The sequence below is a fragment of the Kushneria phosphatilytica genome (assembly GCF_008247605.1).
GTDB classification, from domain to species: Bacteria; Pseudomonadota; Gammaproteobacteria; order Pseudomonadales; family Halomonadaceae; genus Kushneria; species Kushneria phosphatilytica.
This window is the reverse complement of sequence record NZ_CP043420.1, coordinates 283,437-301,466: the sequence shown is the minus strand read 5'-3', so window position 1 is coordinate 301,466 and position 18,030 is coordinate 283,437. Positions and strand designations below refer to the sequence as shown.

The 18,030-nt window shown below is 63.4% G+C and carries 11 protein-coding genes; 5 read left to right on the top strand and 6 right to left on the bottom strand.

Annotated features, from left to right (window positions below):
- Positions 1–55 precede the first annotated feature (55 nt).
- Together cobA and FY550_RS01310 are read right to left on the bottom strand one after the other, a co-directional pair.
- Positions 56–898: a uroporphyrinogen-III C-methyltransferase gene (gene cobA / locus FY550_RS01315; RefSeq protein WP_233350245.1), complete on the bottom strand. Its 843-nt coding sequence runs from the start codon at positions 896–898 to the stop codon at positions 56–58.
- Positions 899–971: 73 nt separating this feature from the next.
- Positions 972–3,719, bottom strand: coding sequence for a nitrate reductase (locus tag FY550_RS01310; RefSeq protein WP_149054307.1), 2,748 nt, complete (start codon positions 3,717–3,719; stop codon positions 972–974).
- 675 nt (positions 3,720–4,394) lie between these two features.
- On the opposite strand from FY550_RS01310, the gene FY550_RS01305 reads away from it, so the two are divergent.
- From FY550_RS01305 to nirD, 3 genes are read left to right on the top strand one after another with little or no spacing between them, the layout of a single operon-like run.
- Entirely contained in the window at positions 4,395–5,633 is a 1,239-nt protein-coding gene (locus FY550_RS01305) for an NAD(P)/FAD-dependent oxidoreductase (RefSeq protein ID WP_149054306.1), read from the top strand.
- Entirely contained in the window at positions 5,630–8,209 is a 2,580-nt protein-coding gene (gene nirB / locus FY550_RS01300; protein ID WP_149054305.1) for a nitrite reductase large subunit NirB, read from the top strand. Before FY550_RS01305 ends, nirB begins: the two co-directional genes overlap by 4 nt.
- Complete coding sequence (gene nirD / locus FY550_RS01295; RefSeq protein WP_070980905.1) at positions 8,206–8,601, top strand: nitrite reductase small subunit NirD; 396 nt, start codon at positions 8,206–8,208, stop codon at positions 8,599–8,601. Before nirB ends, nirD begins: the two co-directional genes overlap by 4 nt.
- A gap of 63 nt (positions 8,602–8,664) precedes the next feature.
- Here nirD and FY550_RS01290 read toward each other — a convergent pair whose 3' ends face one another.
- The 3 genes from FY550_RS01290 to FY550_RS01280 all read right to left on the bottom strand — a co-directional run bounded on the left by FY550_RS01290 (position 8,665) and on the right by FY550_RS01280 (position 13,896).
- Positions 8,665–10,248 (bottom strand): alkaline phosphatase D family protein, encoded by a 1,584-nt coding sequence (locus FY550_RS01290; RefSeq protein WP_070980902.1) that lies wholly within the window; start codon positions 10,246–10,248, stop codon positions 8,665–8,667.
- Between the two features lie 333 nt (positions 10,249–10,581).
- Positions 10,582–12,768 carry an OsmC domain/YcaO domain-containing protein gene (locus FY550_RS01285; protein ID WP_070980899.1) on the bottom strand — a complete coding sequence of 729 codons (2,187 nt, stop codon included), beginning with the start codon at positions 12,766–12,768 and terminating at the stop codon, positions 10,582–10,584.
- Between the two features lie 111 nt (positions 12,769–12,879).
- Positions 12,880–13,896, bottom strand: coding sequence for a LacI family DNA-binding transcriptional regulator (locus FY550_RS01280; RefSeq protein WP_070980896.1), 1,017 nt, complete (start codon positions 13,894–13,896; stop codon positions 12,880–12,882).
- A gap of 116 nt (positions 13,897–14,012) precedes the next feature.
- Here FY550_RS01280 and FY550_RS01275 point away from each other — a divergent pair, with 116 nt between their 5' ends.
- The gene (locus tag FY550_RS01275; protein ID WP_233350244.1) at positions 14,013–14,819 is read left to right on the top strand and encodes a DUF1206 domain-containing protein; all 807 of its coding nucleotides are present in this window, start codon (positions 14,013–14,015) and stop codon (positions 14,817–14,819) included.
- A gap of 12 nt (positions 14,820–14,831) precedes the next feature.
- On the top strand, positions 14,832–15,581 hold the full coding sequence (locus tag FY550_RS01270) for an alpha/beta hydrolase (protein ID WP_070980892.1): 750 nt from the start codon (positions 14,832–14,834) through the stop codon (positions 15,579–15,581).
- 64 nt (positions 15,582–15,645) lie between these two features.
- On the opposite strand, the gene FY550_RS01265 is transcribed toward FY550_RS01270, so the two are convergent.
- Positions 15,646–17,994 (bottom strand): FdhF/YdeP family oxidoreductase, encoded by a 2,349-nt coding sequence (locus FY550_RS01265; RefSeq protein WP_149054304.1) that lies wholly within the window; start codon positions 17,992–17,994, stop codon positions 15,646–15,648.
- Between the last annotated feature and the right edge of the window lie 36 nt (positions 17,995–18,030).

Here is an 18,030-nt window from a genome sequence, read left to right as displayed (position 1 = left end):
GCCGTCATCCTCGGATGACGGCGTTCTTCGTGGTCTGGAGTTCAACACGCGCTACTCAGGTGAGAGGCGCGCCTGCGGGCCGGGGCTCAATCTCCACATCAGCATCCTCCACACCGGCATCGTCACCACCCCGATACAGCAACACAACGCTGCCGACCACGATCAGACATGGCGACGGCATCGGCGCCTCGGCCAGCCGGGCCGGGAGCGTTGCCAGCGTGCCGGCGCGGATCTGCTGCGTCGGGAGTGTGGCGTGGGCGATCAGCATGATCGGCCAGTTGGCGGGCAACCCGGCGCCAATCAGGCCGTCACAGATCTCTGCGACCCGGCCCAGGCCCATATAGAACACCAGCGTCTCGTCCCGGCGGGCCAGGGCGCGCCAGTCAGGGTCGAGTTCGGCCTGTGCCTGGCGTGCGGTCACAAAGCGCAGCGACTGGGCGTGGGCTCGATCCGTCAGCGGCAGACCGAGCGCCGAAGCCGCACCGGAGGCAGCGGTGATGCCCGGAACGATCTCGGTTTCGATACCGGACTCGCTCAGAGCCGCCAGCTCCTCGCCCATGCGGCCGAACACGCCGGGGTCGCCGCCCTTGAGCCGCACCACCCGCTTGCCCTCGCGCGCCAACGCGACCAGCCGCTCACCGATTTCGGCCTGAGGCACGCTGTGATGACCACAGGCCTTGCCGACATAGTAGCGTTCGCACCCGGTCGGCAACAGCGCCAGAATGTCCTGACCCACGAGCCGGTCATACACCACGGCATCAGCCGCCTGGAGGCGCGTCAGCGCCCGCACGGTCAACAGATCAGCCGCCCCCGGACCGGCGCCCACCAGTGCCACCCGCCCGGCTGGCGCTCTCTGCGCGCTCGCAGCAATTTCAGGAGTCGGGGTACGCGTCGGCAACAGCGCCCTAGTCGCGGCGTGACCAAGCCGCATCATCCAGCGGGGCGCACCGAGACGCACGGTGCGCGAGGGATTACAGCTCGACATGATCACACACCTCTTCCAGTAATGCCTTCAGTTCAGGCTGACAGGAGCCGCACTGGGTACCACACGCCAGCTTCGCTCCCAGCGCCTCGACGCTTCGATGGCCGTCACGGATGGCCGCCTGGATCGCATACTGCCCCACCTGATGGCAGCTACAGACGACAGGCCCCTCATCTACGGCGCCACTGGCAGCGCCGGCCAGAATACGCCGCCGCGTGGCTGCATCGAGCGGCACGTCATCCGTGGGGCTGAAGCAGGCATCCAGCCAGTTCAGCGAGGGCAACTCGGCGGGCGGGCCAACCATCAGCCACCACTGAAGCCGACCCTCGATGAGACCGCTGGCCCGCAGCCGCCCTCGGGCGTCATCGGTGCTCCACTGTGATATCGGGCCCGGTAAGGTGCGCTTGATCCAGGCCATCCAGTCTCGCGCCCGGGTCTCGGGTTGGCCCGCCAGCTGCCAGCGCAGGGCGTGTTCCATCGGGATTCGCGACCAGTAGGCACAGCCTTCGGTCGGCGTGATCGACTCGGCCAACGCCCCGGCCACGATCAGTGTCGCCTCCCAACCGTGCGGGAGCGGTTGCACCCCTACGGCGCCATGTTTCGATTCCGGCTGGCCGGAGATGGCATCGACGATAGGGGCAATCAGGACATTGGCCCTGGCGCGACCGCTGAAGGCATTGTTCCAGTGCATCGGCACGAAGGCTTCACCTCGCCGCTGACCGCGCTTGAGACGCGCCCGGCCCAGGTATTGGCCTCCGGCACCGGTCAGCGCCACCAGCCTGCCTTCCTGAATCCCGGCCACTGCGGCGTCTTCGGGGTGGAGTTCGACGAAGGGTTCGGCGCGATGGTTCATCAACCGGGCCGAGCGGGCGGTGCGGGTCATGGTGTGCCACTGATCGCGCACCCGTCCGGTATTGAGACGCAATGGACGCGACGCACTCAGCGCCTGCTGCGGCGCCTGCGGCCGCACCGGCAACAGCCGGGCCCGGCCGGAGGCGGTCGGAAAGCGCCCGTCCGCGAACAGTCGGTCCGTCCCTTCGGGATGGGCGGCGTTGACCGGCCACCGGATGGGGGCCAGCGCGTCGTAGGCCTCGCGGTCGAGCCCGCCAAGCCCGGAAATGTCGAAGACACGCCAGTCACCGTGTGCTCGGTCGTTGTCGAGACCGGAGAGCCTGGCGTGTTCGTCGAAGATCTCCGCCGGATGGGCGTAATCGAAAGCCTCTGCAAAACCGAGCCGACAGGCTACATCGGTCATGATCTGCCAGTCGTGGCGCGCCTCACCCGGGGCAGGGAGCAGGCCACGCTGGCGCGAGATGCAGCGCTCGGAATTGGTGACCGTGCCGTCCTTTTCCGACCACCCCGTTGCCGGCAGCACGATATCCGCCACATCAAGAATCTCGGCATTGGCCATGCATTCGGAGACAATGACCAGCGGACATTCGGCCAGGAGGCGCTTGATGCGCGCAGCGTCAGGCAGGCTCACCACCGGATTGGTGGCCATGATCCACACCGCAAGGATCTCGCCGCGCTCGATGGCATCAAAAAGCTCGATCGCCTTGTAGCCGGGCGCGGTCGGCAGCGCATCGCTCTGCCAGAACGCCGAGACCCGCTCGATCGCCCCGGGGGTGTGATAATCCATGTGGGCCGCCAGCTGGTTGGCCAGCCCGCCGACCTCGCGCCCGCCCATGGCATTGGGCTGACCGGTGATCGAAAACGGCCCGGCGCCAGGCAGGCCAAGTTTGCCGCCGGCCAGGTGACAGTTGATGATCGCCTGGCACTTGTCGGTGCCACTGCTTGATTGATTGATGCCCTGGGAATAGAGCGTGACCACGTGCAGATGCGTCGCAAACCAGTAGTAGAACGTCTCCAGGCGCTCGGTATCGAGGTCACACTCTGCCGCGATGGCCTCGAGCGTGGTGTCATCTTCGAAGACAGCGTCGAGCGTCTCCTCGAATCCTTCGGTATGGCGGGCCAGGTAGGTGTGATCCACCCGGTGGGTGCGCTGCATGAAGGCCAAAAGCCCGTTGAAGAGTCGCGCATCACTGCCCGGCGCGATGCCCAGATAGAGATCGGCGATGTCGCAGCTGTCGGTCACGCGCGGATCAATCACCACCACACGCATCAGCGGGTTGCGTGCTTTCGCCGCTTTCAGGCGCTGATAGAGCACCGGGTGGTTCCAGGCCAGATTGGAGCCTGCCAGCACGACCAGCTCGGCCTGCTCGAGATCCTCATAACAGCACGGCACGGCGTCGGCACCGAACGAGCGCTTGTAGGCCGCCACCGCGGAGGCCATGCACAGGCGGGAGTTGGTATCCAGGTGCGGGGTGCCGAGAAAGCCCTTGAACAGCTTGTTGGCCACATAATAGTCCTCGGTCAACAGCTGCCCCGAGAGGTAGCCAGCGACCGACGCCGGACCATGCGCGTTTTGAATGGCACGCAGGCGTGACGCCACCTGATCGAGTGCGGTGCCCCAACCGACCGTGTGCCCATCGACACGCGGCTCAAGCAGCCGCCCCGACTGGCCCAGCGTTTCATGCAGGGCGCTGCCCTTGACGCACAGCCGCCCCTGATTGGCCGGATGCCTCTCCTCCCCGGCGACGGCGCTGATCGTGTCGCCATCCAGCGTAACGCGCACGCCGCATCCGACGCCGCAATAGGGGCAGGTCGTACTGCCCGGGCGCCTGGCGTCGCCTATATCGCGAGACGGGATCGTGCCGGTATGGGGCGCATCGGTCATGGAGCCTCCTTTAAACGCAAAAGGGCCTGACGTCACGCGAGCGTGAGGTCAGGCCCCTGTGCCTGTTGCCGAATCCATCCGCGACGGCCGCTACCAACCGCGCGGGTGGATCAACACCGAGATGTACTCTGGCACGCTGCAAACGGCGCGCCGTCACGACGTGCAAGCTGGCCGATCCGGCTCGGGACGGCGTTGCCCCGGCAGGATCGCGACCACGGCCGCGACACCTTTTGCTAACGCAAATGCCGCACCAGATATCCGGTTTCTCTTTGAAAACAAGCTATTGCGAAAATGACTTCGGCGCCGAATCAGCGAATGCGCTCCATCACGCCTGGCCATGGTGCATGTAGCCGTCGCCCTGCACCGCCATCGGGCACAGGAGCTGCCTGAGCGCACGACTCCGGCACCACCTCGCTGACCCAAATGATTGAATAAAAAGGGCATGACCTGACCTGGCACGCTACTGGCTTTTGACGAATCAACGGCCAACGACGGCCATACCGATCCGAACGCCCCAGGCATCAGGATCGACCACAGACCGAACATACGTTCATGTCAGGCAACGGCGCCTGATGCCATGAAGCCCCCGCTTTATGTCATCAGGCGCTTTTTTTATGGGTTCGACCCGACGACCGCGGCGCAGCACCAGGTTCGCCCGCCATCACGGAGATCGATATGACCTTCGACACCGCCCCGCCCAACGAGCATCTCGTCATTATTGGCAATGGCATGGCCGGACACCGTCTCGTCACCGCTCTGCTGGCCCGCAACGATCGCCCGAAACACATCACGATCCTCGGCGAAGAAAATACCGGGGCCTACAACCGCATCCTGCTCTCGCCCTGGCTTGCCGGCGAAATTGACCGGGACGCGCTCGCCCTGCCCGCGCTAGACGCCGAGGGCGTACAGCATCGTCCGGGTGAGCGGGTGATCCGGATCGACCGCGCCACACGGTCGCTCACCTTCGCAACCGGTGAGCGCCTGGCCTACGACCGGCTGGTCATTGCTACCGGCTCGACCCCGCTACTGCCTGATGTCCCGGGGATCACACTGGATAACGTTGGCGGTTTTCGAACTCAGAAGGACGCTCAGTGGCTGATGCAGTGCCCGCCCGACTCGTCGGCAGTAGTGATTGGCGGCGGGCTGCTGGGGCTGGAGGCCGCCGAAGGACTGCGCAAGCGCGGCGTCCGGGTCACGGTGCTCCAGCGCAGTGACCGAGTGATGAACCGCCAGCTCGATACCACGGCCGCAGGCTGGCTCGAACAAACACTGGCCCGGCGCGGCATTACGGTCGAGACCGGCGCTCAGGTGGCCCGCCTCGACGGCGATCATGACGGCCGCGTGCGCTCGCTCACCCTGACCGATGGCCGCACGCTGGCCGCTGACTGCGTGGTCGTCGCTGCCGGCATCGTGCCCAACGCTGCACTCGGCTTCGCAGCCGGGCTTGCCGGTGACCATGCCATCGCCGTCGATGACACCCTGAGCACCAGTGACCCCGCCATCATGGCACTGGGCGAATGCTGTGAGTTTCAGGGCGCCACCTTCGGCCTGGTCGAGCCGATCCGGGCCCAGGTCGAGGTACTGACCCACCGGCTCTGCGGCACGCAGGCCCACTACCATCTCTCGCCCACTGCCACCCGACTCAAGGTCAGCAACATCGATCTCTACTCGTTCGGTCCGCTCGACCCCGAACCCGGCGACGAGATACTGCGCTACGTCGATGCCGAACACGGCGATTACCGCCGCCTGATCCTGCGCCACAACATCCTCGTGGGCGCCGTGCTCTACGGCGATACCCGCGATGGCCCCTGGTACTTCCAGCAGAGTCTGGAACAGCGTGACCTGACCCGGTGCCGCGACATCTTGCTGTTCGGCGCCACGGACGCGACACAACAGCTCGAGGAGGCTGCATGACGGCTCACAACCCAACCCACGACAGCAGGCAACAGCTGGTCATCATCGGCAATGGCATGGTGGGCCACCACTGCGTTGAACAGCTCATCGAGCGCGGTGCCACCGAGCACTACCGTATTCACGTCTTCGGCGAGGAGCGCCATCGCGCCTATGACCGCGTTCATCTCTCGGAATACTTCTCCGGCAAGGATGCCGACGCGCTGGCACTGGGCGAACCCGATCTGCACAAAACCCATGGCGTCGAGCTGCATCTGGGGACACGCATCAGCGCCATCGACCGCGATGCCCGCGAGGTCGTCACCCCGGAGGGCCGGCTGGGTTATGACAGCCTGATCATCGCCACCGGATCGTATCCCTTCGTGCCCCCGGTACCAGGCCCGGACAGCGATATGCATCCGCAGGCACGGCTGGTCTATCGCACTCTCGATGATCTTGATGCCATCCGCAGCCATGCAAAGACCGCTCGACGGGGCGTAGTGATCGGCGGCGGCCTGCTGGGACTGGAAGCGGCCAACGCGCTCAGGTCGCTGGGGCTGGAAGCCCATGTGGTGGAGTTTGCACCACGACTGATGCCGGTTCAGCTCGACGAACAGGGCGGCATTGCACTGCGCGAGCATATCGAAGGACTTGGTGTGGGCGTGCATGTCGGGCGGGCCACCGAGGAGATCGCTGCCCTCTCGGCGGGTGACGACTACCGCTATCGCATGCACTTCAAGGGTGGCGAGACGCTGGATACCGACATGGTCGTCTTCTCTGCCGGTATTCGCCCCCAGGATCAGCTCGCCCGCGACTGTGGCCTGGAAATCGGAGAACGTGGTGGCATTGTCATCGATGACAGCTGCCGCACTTCCGATCCCGAGATTTTCGCCCTGGGGGAGTGCGCCCTCTGGCAGGGACGCCTCTTCGGACTGGTGGCGCCGGGTTACACCATGGCACGTACCGTGGCGGGCTGTCTGACCGGCGGCGAAGAGCGCTTCAGCGGCGCCGACATGTCCACCAAACTCAAGCTGCTGGGAGTCGATGTCGGCTCGATCGGCGACGCCCATGGTGTCACCGAAGGTGCGAAGAGCTACCGCTGGATCGACGAAGCCGGGAGCGGTTACCGGCGGCTGGTGGTCTCTGCCGATGGCAAGAAGGTGCTGGGTGCGGTACTGGTCGGTGACAACAGCTACTACGACACCCTGCTGCAGTACGCCCAGAACGGTATCGACCTGCCCGAGAACCCGGCCAGTCTGATTCTGCCGCAAAGCGAGGGCGGCGTGCCAACACTGGGGGCTGATGCCCTGCCCGACACCGCCACCATCTGCTCCTGTCACAACGTTACCAAGGGCGCCGTGTGTCAGGCAGTCGATGCCGGCTGCGCCGATATCGCCGCCCTCAAGATCGAGACGAAGGCGAGCACCGGCTGCGGCGGCTGCACGGCGCTGCTCAAGCAGGTGTTCGAGAATGAACTTGAGTCCCGCGGCATGGAAGTCGACCGGAGCCTCTGCGAGCACTTCGCCTATACCCGCCAGGAGCTCTACGCCCTGGTGCGCGTCGAGGGCATTACCCGCTTCGAGGAGCTGCTGGACAGGCACGGCCACGGGCTCGGCTGCGATATCTGCAAGCCCACCATCGGCTCGATTCTGGCGACCTGCTGGAACCAACCGATCATGGACCCGCAGAACGTGGCGCTGCAGGACACCAACGACACCTTCATGGCCAACATGCAGAAAAATGGCACCTATTCGGTGATGCCACGTGTGGCCGGCGGCGAGATCACCCCGGAGAAGCTGGTGGTGCTGGGCGAAGTGGCCCGCAAATACAATCTCTATACCAAGATTACCGGCGGCCAGCGCATCGACCTGTTCGGCGCTGAACTGCATCAGCTACCGGATATCTGGCAGGAACTGATCAGTGCCGGCTTCGAGACCGGCCACGCCTATGGCAAGTCGATTCGCACCGTGAAGTCCTGCGTCGGCAACACCTGGTGTCGCTATGGGGTGCAGGACAGTGTCGGCATGGCGCTGGAACTGGAGCACCGCTACAAGGGGCTGCGCACACCACACAAGATCAAGATGGGAGTCTCCGGCTGTACCCGTGAGTGCGCCGAAGCCCAGGGCAAGGATATCGGCGTGATCGCCACCGAAGCCGGCTGGAATCTCTATGTCTGCGGCAATGGCGGCATGCGTCCGCGCCATGCCGAGCTGTTCGCCACCGATATCGACAGCGACACCCTGATTCGCTACATCGACCGCTTTCTGATGTTCTACGTGCGCACCGCCGACAAGCTCCAGCGCACCTCGGTGTGGCGCGAGAGCCTCGAAGGCGGGCTCGATTATCTGAAGGAGGTCATCATCGATGACAGCCTCGGGCTCGGTGAAGAGCTCGAGGCGCAGATGAAGCATGTCATCGATACCTACGAGTGCGAGTGGGCCAATGCCCTGGGCGACCCCGAAAAGCTCAAGCGTTTTCGCACCTTCGTCAACGACCAATGCGGCGACCCGGATATCGTCAATGTCACCGAACGCGGTCAGCCGCGTCCGGCCCGCGCCGATGAACGCCCCGAATCCCTGGCCGTGGAGATCTCGTCATGACAGCCGCCAATGCCATCCGCTCCGACATCGACATTCATGAACTCTGCTGCACTGCCGACCTGGTGGCCTGGTCCGGCGTGGTTGCGCTGCATCAGGGACATCAGATCGCCCTGTTCTATCTCCCCCAGGGGCACGACCGCCAGGGCGAGGCCGAAATTTTCGCGCTGGACAACCACGACCCCTTCTCCGGCGCCAACGTGATCGGCCGCGGCATCATCGGCGACAAGGGCGGCGAACCGGTCGTGGCCTCACCGATCTACAAGCAGCACTTCCGGCTGCGCGACGGCGTCTGCCTCGAAGACCCCGAGCAGCGCCTCACCGTCTGGCCGGTGCGCCTTGAGGGCGACATGGTGGTGCTCGAAACGCCGGCACCAGATCACCCGACACGTTGAGCCCGACGGCATTGGTCATGGACGCTGCGCCCGCCGGTCGTGGCCCAGGGCGCCCTCCCCGGGTCACGTCCGGTCGATTCGCCCCTCCGGCATCAGCACCTGCGTGTGCAGGGTGGCACCGTCGCTGTCCTTGAGCGTCACCGTCAGCGCGTCACTTTCGCCGTCGAGATCCGCCTGCCCGAAGAACTGATAGCCCGCCGAGGGCGGCAGGTTCTTCTGACCCTCGGGCGGCGCCTTGTAGAAGACGACGTCAGGGCCGAAGGTGGCATCCATCTCGCTGGGGCCAAAGGTGCCGGCGTGAAGCGGGCCACTGACGAACTCCCAGAACGGCTTGAACTGCTTGAAGGCGGCGCGCTCCGGCGCGTAGTGGTGGGCCGCGGTGTAGTGCACATCGGCGGTGAACCACACCACGTTCCGGATATCGTCATCACGAATCGCCTGCAGCAGTCGGGCAAGCTCCAGCTCGCGACCCAGCGGCTGGCCGGGATCATTGTTGGCGATCGCCTCGAAGTGGTCACCGTCCGGCACCACCATGCCGATGGGCATGTCGGCCGCGATAATCTTCCAGGTGGCGGTGGAGTCATTGAGCGCCTGACGCAGCCAGCGAAACTGGTTCTCGCCCAGAAACGCCGTCGCGCTTGATGCGTTTGATTGCAGGTTGGGACTGTTGGGGCCGCGGTAGCTGCGCATATCGAGCATGAAGACCTCCATGCCCGGGCCGTAGGAGAAACGCCGGTAGATGCGCTGCGGGGCCTCGGGGGTCATGCGAATCGGCATGTACTCGATAAAGGCCTGCCGGGCGCGGGCCGAGAGCAGCGCGACGTTTTTCTCGGTGTAGCGCTCATCATCAAGAATTTCCTGCGGATACCAGTTATTGACCGTCTCGTGGTCATCCCACTGCGACAGTATCGGCACTTCGGCGGCAAAGCGGCGGAAGTTGGCATCAAGATGGTTGTAGGCATGCTGGCCCCGGTATTCGGCCAGCGTCTCGGCCACCTTCTGCTCGGCCGGCGTCACCAGATTGCGCCAGGTACCACCATCGGGCAGCGCGACCTCTGGTTCGAGCGGGCCGTCGGCATAAACGCTGTCACCGGAGTGGATGAAAAAGTCCGGCTGGACCCGGCGCATCGCCTCCCAGGTGCGCATGCCACCGCGCGATTCATCAATGCCCCAGCCCTGCCCCACCACATCACCGGACCACACAAAGCGCAGGTTGCGCGGCGTGCTCGGCGGCAAGCGCAAACGCCCGACGACCGGCTCGCTCAGCCCCCGTTTATCCCCCAGCGCGGCAAAATGCACCCGGTAATGGACGTCCTTCATCCCCCTCAGACCAGTGGCGTCGAGCTTGCCGATCAGATCACTACCCGGCAGGACATCGACCGGCGCGAGCTGGCGGGTGCCGCGAAACTCGGGATTGTCGGCGATATCGACCAGCATGCGCGCCGGGCGGTCGGCGCGGGCCCATAGCATGGCGCGGTCGGGGAGCACATCACCACTCATGACTCCACCTTCCATCATCGGCCGGCGGCTCTCGGCGAGCACGATGGCCGGCGCACCAAGCAGGCTTATTCCGGCAAGGCCTGCGCCCAGCCGGCCGCTGGTGGCTAAAAAATGGCGTCGTGTCAGTGAATCGTTCGGCGATGCCATGATGAACTCCTCTAGCGCTGGTCGACGGGTCTCGGAAAAAGCAGGCTAGCGGCGATCCATGACGCGCAGATGAAATCCCGGGAGTGAATCGATCATGGAGATCAGGCAGGCGATCGCCCTGCTGCTCTGGAGCAGGTGCTTCAGGGCTCAGGGTCTTCTTCGGCGGCTGATTGTCTCTGCGCCAGGGGAGCCGTCATTGAAAATGATCCGAGTATCACTCTGAACGAGCTGGCAGGATCAATCGGGAGAGGTGAGGCTCGCCGGGATCACGAAGTCCAACACACCAGCGCCCACTCGGGGATGGGCGCTGTACACAACATGATGATCCGACAATCAGCCTTCGGCGTTGGCCGCCCGCCAGGCATGTAGCTTCCGGTAGCTGGTAATCAACCGCTGGTGCCGGTCAATGCCTTCCAGCGCCATGCTGGTCGGCGTGAGGCCGTAAAAGCGCACATCACCGTTGACCGAGCCGACCGCGGCGTTGATCTTCTCCTCGCCGAACATGCGTACGAGGTTACGGTGGTAGTCCTCGAACTTGAGCTCGTCATCGATGGCAATCTCGAGCACGGCAGTGAGCGCCTGATAGAACAGGCTGCGATCGCGGGTGTTGTCGTTGAACTGGAGGAACATCTGCGTGCGGTCGAGCGCATCCTCGTACTGGCCGAGTGCGAGACTGATCAAGAGCTTCAGCTCGGCAATCGTCAGCTCTGACCAGACAGTGTTGTCGTCGAACTCGATGCCGATCAGCGTGACGATCTTCATCTGCTCGTCGAGTTCGCTCTGCTCCAGCCGCTCGAGCAGATCGGCCAGTTGATCATCTTCCAGCGCGTGCAGATTCAGGATGTCCTCGCGGTAGTTGAGCGCCATATTGGTGTTATCCCACACCAGATCGTCCACCGGATAGACCTCGGAGTAGCCCGGCACCAGAATGCGGCAGACCGGCGCGCCCAGGTCCTCATGGATCGCGACATACGCCTCCAGCCCGTCCTCTTTGAGGATCGCGAACAGCTGCTCGGCCTCGGCGTGGGTATCGCCCGAGAAGTCCCAGTCGCAGAATGCGGTGTCTGCGCGGGCGCTGAAAAAGCGCCAGGAGACCACGCCGGAGGAGTCGATGAAGTGCTCGACAAAGTTGTTCGGTTCGGTCACCGCCTGCGAGTTGAAGGTCGGCTGGGGCAGATCATCCATGCCCTCGAAGCTGCGGCCCTGCAGCAGCTCGGTGAGGCTGCGCTCGATCGCCACCGAGAGGCTCGGGTGGGCGCCGAAGGAGGCGAACACGCCACCGGTGCGCGGATTCATCAGCGTCACACACGCCACCGGATAGCGCCCACCGAGTGAGGCATCCTTCACCAGTACCGGGAAGCCCTGGGCTTCCAGCGCATCGATGCCGGCCTTGATGCCGGGATAGCGTGCCAGTACTTCATCGGGCACGTCCGGCAGCGCCAGTTCCTGTTCGATGATGCGGCGCTTCACCGCCCGCTCGAAGATCTCCGAGAGGCACTGCACCTGCGCCTCGGCAATGGTATTGCCCGCGCTCATGCCGTTGCTGAGGTACAGGTTCTCGATCAGATTCGAGGGGAACCAGACCGTCTCGCCATCCGAATGGCGGGTGAACGGCAGCGCGACGATGCCACGGTCACTTCGGCCGGAGTTGGTGTCGATCAGGTGCGAGGCGCGCAGCTCGCCGTCCGGATCGAAAATCGCGCGGCAGTAGTCATCGAGCAGCCCCTCGGGCAGGCCATCATCAGCGCCCGGCTGAAACCAGCGCTCATGGGGATAGTGCACGAAGTCGCTATTCGCGATCTCGGGGCCGAAGAACTGATCGTTGTAGAAGAAGTTGCAGGAGAGCCGCTCGATGAACTCGCCCAGCGCCGAGCAGAGTGCCGCTTCCTTCGACGCGCCCTTGCCATTGGTGAAGCACATCGGTGAGGCGGCATCGCGGATGTGCAGCGACCAGACATTCGGCACGCTATTGCGCCAGGAGGCGATCTCGATCTTCATGCCGAGGCGTTCGAGGATGCCGGTCATGTTGGCGATGGTCTGCTCCAGCGGCAGATCCTTGCCCTCGATCCAGGTGCTCTCCCCTTCGACCGTGCCGCCCATCAGCAGTGCCTGGGCATCTTCGTCGATGTTCTCGACCACCTCGATCCGGAACTCGGGGTTATTCTGAATCACCCGCTTGACCGAGCAGCGCTCGATGGAGCGCAGGATACCGGTACGATCCTTCTCGGAGAGATCGTTCGGCAGCTCGACCTGAATGCGGAAAATCTGATTGTAGCGGTTTTCCGGGTCGACGATGTTGTTCTGGGAGAGCCGGATGTTCTCGGTCGGGATATCGCGGGCGTTGCAGTAGACGCGCACGAAGTGCCCCGCGCACAGCACCGTGGAGGCCAGAAAGTAATCGAACGGCCCGGGCGCGGAACCATCGCCCTTGTAGCGGATCGGCTGATCGGTGATGACGGTGAAGTCGTCGAACTTCGCCTCCTGACGGAGGTTGTCGAGATAGTTGACCTTGATTTCCATGAGCACAAACCGGATTGGTAGCGAGTGTCGCACGCGGCGAATTGCCACCATTATCCGGGTTTGGGCAGGGGTATGTCTTGGGTCATGTCTGAAATGACCAGACCGCCATGATTACTGCACCAACTCCCCCCGCACAGTGAGGGAGCGTGGCGCGGCATGCGGATCATGGATCTGCTCGAGCAGCAGTTCCACGGCCTGCTCACCAGCGCGATAACCATCATGGACCACGCAGGGCACCGTGATATCGAAGATATCGAGATAGGGCAGCCGATCGATGCCGACCACGCCAAGCGAATCGCGGGCAATACCGCGCGAGCGCAGCGCCTTGAGCGCGCCCAGGGTAATCAGCTGGTTGAGGCCGAAGATGGCCCGGGGCGCGCCGAAGTGATCGAGATAGTCGCCGACCTGTTCGAAAGCCGGTTCAAAGGTGTAGTCGCCCCACAGGACGTCGACGGCGACGTCACTGTCATGCCGGGCCAGGGCTTCACGCACGCCCGCCAGACGCTGCCTTGAAATCAGCGAATGCTCGGGCCCGGCCGCCACCAGCAATCTGCCATTAACGGCCTGTCCGGCGAAGACATTGGTAAGCAGATGCTGAGCCACCCGCTCACCGGCCCAGAGATTATCAAGCACCACGGCGCTGAACCCACTGCCCTGCAGGGTACGATCAAGCTGTACCACAGCAGCATCACTGGCCTGTAACCTGTGAATATAGGCAGGCTGATACTCCGGCTCATCGGAGACCGGCGACAGGATGATGCCAGCCGCCTGATAGCTCAGCAGGGTTTCAATGGCCGTCTCTTCCAGCCAGGCTTCACCATCGGTATCAAACAGCATGATGGCGTAATCATGGCGCTTGGCATGACGCGAGATGGATTTGATCATCTCGGCGTAGAACGGGTTATCCAGACTCGCCGTGACCACTCCGATCAGCCGACTGTCGCTGCGTTTCAGGCCACGGGCAAAGGCATTGGGGACATACCCCAGCTCCAGCGCCGCCTGACGGATACGCTCACGAGTCGCCGGTTTGACCATTTCGGGACGATTGAGCGCCCGGGAGACGGTAATATTGGTCAATCCGACGTGGCGTGCCACGTCTGCAATGGTTACTTTTCTGTGACCGGCCATCGATAATCGCATTTCCACGGGGCAAGGCCCTGATGATGCCGGTCAAGACGACGTCTCACCAGTCCGGATCGAATCAATGGATGGATTCGGGCCTTAGTGCCACAACAGGAGTTGATTTGGATCACCCTACCGGCAACACACAAAGAATCATCACCATCGCCGCTCGAATGGGCTACGTCGCCAAGGGCGTCGTCTACATCCTGATCGGCGGGCTGGCGTTCATGGCCGCCATCGGCCTGGGTGGGCAGCGCGGTGGTACCTCCGAAGCCCTGCACGAACTCGCCGTCAAACCCTTCGGTGGGTTCATGCTGGCGGCGATGGCGGTCGGTCTGCTCGCTTATACGGCCTGGCGCATCATTCAGGCCATCTTCGATGCCGAAAACAAGGGCCGCGGCTTCAAGGGCCTGTGCACCCGCGGTGGTTTCGTGATCAGCGGCCTGATTTATGGGGCGCTGGCCATCAACAGCATCAAACTGCTGCTGAGCAGCGGCGGCAGCGGCAGCGGTTCCACCCAGAGTCGTACCGCAGAGCTGATGAGCCATCCCGGCGGCCTGATTGCCGTTTTCGTGATCGGCGTCATCTTCGGTTTCGTCGGCCTGCGCCAGTGGTGGCGCGCCTGGAAGCAGAGCTATCGCAAGAACTGGCATACTCAGGAGATGCCTGCGCATCAATTGCACATCGCCGATGTCATTGCCCGCTGGGGCCTGACCGCCCGTGGTTTGGTATTTCTGATCATGTCGGGCTTCATCTGTCTTGCGGCACTGCATACCAATCCGCAGCGTGCCCGCGGTCTGGGTGGGGCACTGGAGACCCTGGCCGATCAGCCCTTTGGGCCCTGGATTCTGGGCGTGGTAGCGCTGGGCCTGGTGGCCTATGGCATCTACTGCTTCGTCAATGCGCGCTATCGCAACGTCAACGCCTGATTCATACCTGCCATGGCCCTGCTGAACTGTCGCTTTCACTCTGATGTACTGGATATGGAAACCACGCTCACGGCACTCGTGCCGGAGCATGCCGAACGCCCCTCACCGGTGCTCTATCTGCTGCACGGGCTTTCCGATGATGACAGCAGCTGGCTGCGCCAGACCTCGCTCGAGCGCTACGCCGAGGCCTACGGCCTGGCCGTGATCATGCCCCGGGTGGAACGCAGCTATTACACCGACATGGCCCGTGGCCCGGCCTGGTATCGCTTTTTGAGCGAAGAGCTGCCCGTTGTCAGCCAGCGTCTGTTCCCGATCTCCCAGCGTCGCGAGGAGACTTTTGTGGCCGGGTTGTCGATGGGCGGCTATGGCGCGTTCAAATGGGCGCTGCGTGACCCCGAGCGATTCGCGGCTGCCGCCAGCCTCTCCGGGTCACTGGATATCGTGGCCGTGGGGCAGCGTGAGGCACCGCCGCCGGAGTATCCGTGGATTTTCGAACATCCTCCCGCCGGAAGCGATGACGATCTGCTGGCGCTGCTGGAACGTTATCGCCAGCCCAGGCCGTATCAGCCGGCACTGTTTCAGTGGTGCGGCCGCGAGGATTTCCTGTATGAGGCCAATCTCCGCTTTCGCGATGCCTGCCGCGAGACAACTCTGACCCTGGAATACAGCGACGGGCCCGGCGATCACCAGTGGCGCTACTGGGATCGTCAGATTCAGCGGGTGCTGCGCTGGCTGCCGCTTGAACGCCCTCGCCGGGGCTGAGCGCCCACGCTAAAACGCCCGGCCGAAGCCGGGCGTCGCGTGAGACCGCAGTAGCGTCTGTCGCTTAAGCTGTCGCCAGCCTGCCGGTCGCCTCTTCCACCTCTTCGGTATTCATCAGCCGAATGTTGACCGGCACCGACTTGCCGGCAATGGTGCCGCTCTGCTGATCGCGGTTGCCGATCGGGATCAGATCGTTGGTCTCCGGATAGTACGCCCCCAGGCAGTTCTCCGGCATGTCATAGGCGATGATCCTGAAGCCCGAGACCTTTCGCTCAATGCCATCCTCATTGACGCTGGAGAGCTCGACGATATTGCCCGCTTCGAAGCCGTGGGCTTCGATATCCTTCGGATTCATCATCAGCACACTGCGCGTGCCGTAGATGTCGCGGTAACGATCGTCATAGGAGTACACCGTGGTATTGAACTGATCGTGTCCGCGGGTGGTGAGCAGCTGAAAATGCGGATCGTTCGGCTTGCTCTCATCCTCGGCCAGTACGTTGCCCGGGAACAGGAAGTGGGCCCGGCCCGACTCGGTATTCCAGATGCGATCACGAGCGGGAATATAAAGGTGGAAGACACCCTCCTCCTCCAGCCGACGATTGTAGTCCGGGAAGGTCTCCGGCTGCGTCGCTTCGATCCTGTCGCGAATACGGGCGTAATCCTCGCACAACCATGCCCAGTCGACCTTCGGGTTGGGGGCGAGTGTTGCCCGGGCCATGTCGCAGACGATGGCAATTTCCGATTTCAGATGCTTCGAGGCCGGCTCCAGCTGCCCCACCGAGCCCTGAACGTTGCACATGCCATCCTCGATCGACACCTTCTGCACCACACCCGCCTGCTCGTCGCGCTCGGTGCGCGCCAGTGCCGGCAGGATATATGCCGACTGGCCATGGATCAGATGGCTGCGGTTGAGCTTGGTGGAAATCTGGACGGTCAGCTTGAGATTGGGAACGTGCTCGGCCACGCGCTTCTGGTCGGCAATGGCGCGGAAGAAATTGCCCCCCATGCCGATGAAGGCATCGACCTCATCGCGCAGGATCGCCTCGCAGCACAGTGAGACATCGTGACCGTGTTCACGCGAGCAGTTGATGCCGAATACCTCATCCATCTTCGACAGGAATTTTTCACCCGACCTGTGGAAGATGCCGACGGTACGATCCCCCTGCACATTGGAGTGTCCGCGTACCGGGCAGGCACCGGCACCACGCCGACCGATATGGCCGCCCATCAACAGCAGGTTGAGAATCTGGTGGACGTTATCGCCGCCATGGATGTGCTGGGTAATCCCCATGCCCCAGCAGCAGATGACCCGCTCGGATGCCATCCACGCGTTGGCAGCCTGTTGCAGGCTCTCCTTCGGCAGCCCGCTGTAGCGCTCGATCCGCTCCCAGGAGAGCGACCGACAGTGGTCGGCAAAGGCCTCGAAACCATCGGTGTGCATCTCGATGAACTCGTGATCGATCACCGGCTTGTCACCGTTCTCGCGGGCTCGATCATCGGCTTCCAGAATCAGCTTGCACATGCCCTGGATGGCCGCGATATCCCCCCCGATACGTACCTGATGGTACTGGGAGCTGATCGTTTCGCCATGATTGGTGGCCATATCACGCGGGGTCTGCGGATTGGCGAACTTCACCAGCGCCCGCTCGCGCAGCGGATTGAAGGTGATAATGGCCGCACCGCGCTTTTTCGCCTCGTGCAGATGCCCCATCATGCGCGGGCTGTTGGTGCCGGCATTCTGTCCGAAGATGAAGATGGCATCGGCATGTTCGAAATCCTCGAGCGTGGTGGTCGCCTTGCCCACGCCGATGCTCTGCGGCAGTGCCACGGTGGTGGTCTCGTGGCACATGTTGGAGCAGTCCGGGAAGTTGGTCATGCCATACATGCGCCCGAACAGCTGCCACAGAAAAGCCGCTTCATTGGAGGTGCGCCCCGAGGTATAGAGCTCGACCTTCCAGGGATCGAAGGTATTGAGCTGCTGACCGATGTCACGCAGCGCTGTTTCCCAGTCGACCGGATCGTACTTGTCGGTCTCGGCGTTATAGCGCATCGGGTGGGTCAACCGACCCTGCTTCTCCAGGTCGTGATCCGACCATTCACGCAGCTCGGTCACCGTGTGCTTGCTGAAGAACTCCGGAGTGGTGCGTGCCGCTGTCGCCTCCCACGCCACGGCCTTGGCGCCGTTTTCGCAGAATTCGGCCGGCCCGGGGTCCTTCGGGTTGGGCCAGGCACAGCTCGGGCACTCGAAGCCGCCGTCTGGCTGATTGATCTTCAGCATCAACCGATTGCCATGCCAGGGCACCCGCTCGCGCAGAAAATGCTTTTCGGTGGCCGCTACCGATTGCCAGCCGCCGCCAGGCGCATCATGTTCTCCCTGCTTGCCATGCAGATCGCTGTCCTTGAGTGTCGACATGAAGGGCTCCTTGCCTTGCCGGTACGATGGATTCAT

Bases quoted from the DNA above. Each gene is read 5' to 3' on its own strand.
- FY550_RS01310 (WP_149054307.1), bottom strand. From the start codon at position 3,719: ATGACCGATGCGCCCCATACCGGCACGATCCCGTCTCGCGATATAGGC.
- FY550_RS01305 (WP_149054306.1), top strand. From the start codon at position 4,395: ATGACCTTCGACACCGCCCCGCCCAACGAGCATCTCGTCATTATTGGC.
- nirB (WP_149054305.1), top strand. From the start codon at position 5,630: ATGACGGCTCACAACCCAACCCACGACAGCAGGCAACAGCTGGTCATC.
- nirD (WP_070980905.1), top strand. From the start codon at position 8,206: ATGACAGCCGCCAATGCCATCCGCTCCGACATCGACATTCATGAACTC.
- FY550_RS01290 (WP_070980902.1), bottom strand. From the start codon at position 10,248: ATGGCATCGCCGAACGATTCACTGACACGACGCCATTTTTTAGCCACC.
- FY550_RS01285 (WP_070980899.1), bottom strand. From the start codon at position 12,768: ATGGAAATCAAGGTCAACTATCTCGACAACCTCCGTCAGGAGGCGAAG.
- FY550_RS01280 (WP_070980896.1), bottom strand. From the start codon at position 13,896: ATGGCCGGTCACAGAAAAGTAACCATTGCAGACGTGGCACGCCACGTC.
- FY550_RS01270 (WP_070980892.1), top strand. From the start codon at position 14,832: ATGGCCCTGCTGAACTGTCGCTTTCACTCTGATGTACTGGATATGGAA.
- FY550_RS01265 (WP_149054304.1), bottom strand. From the start codon at position 17,994: ATGTCGACACTCAAGGACAGCGATCTGCATGGCAAGCAGGGAGAACAT.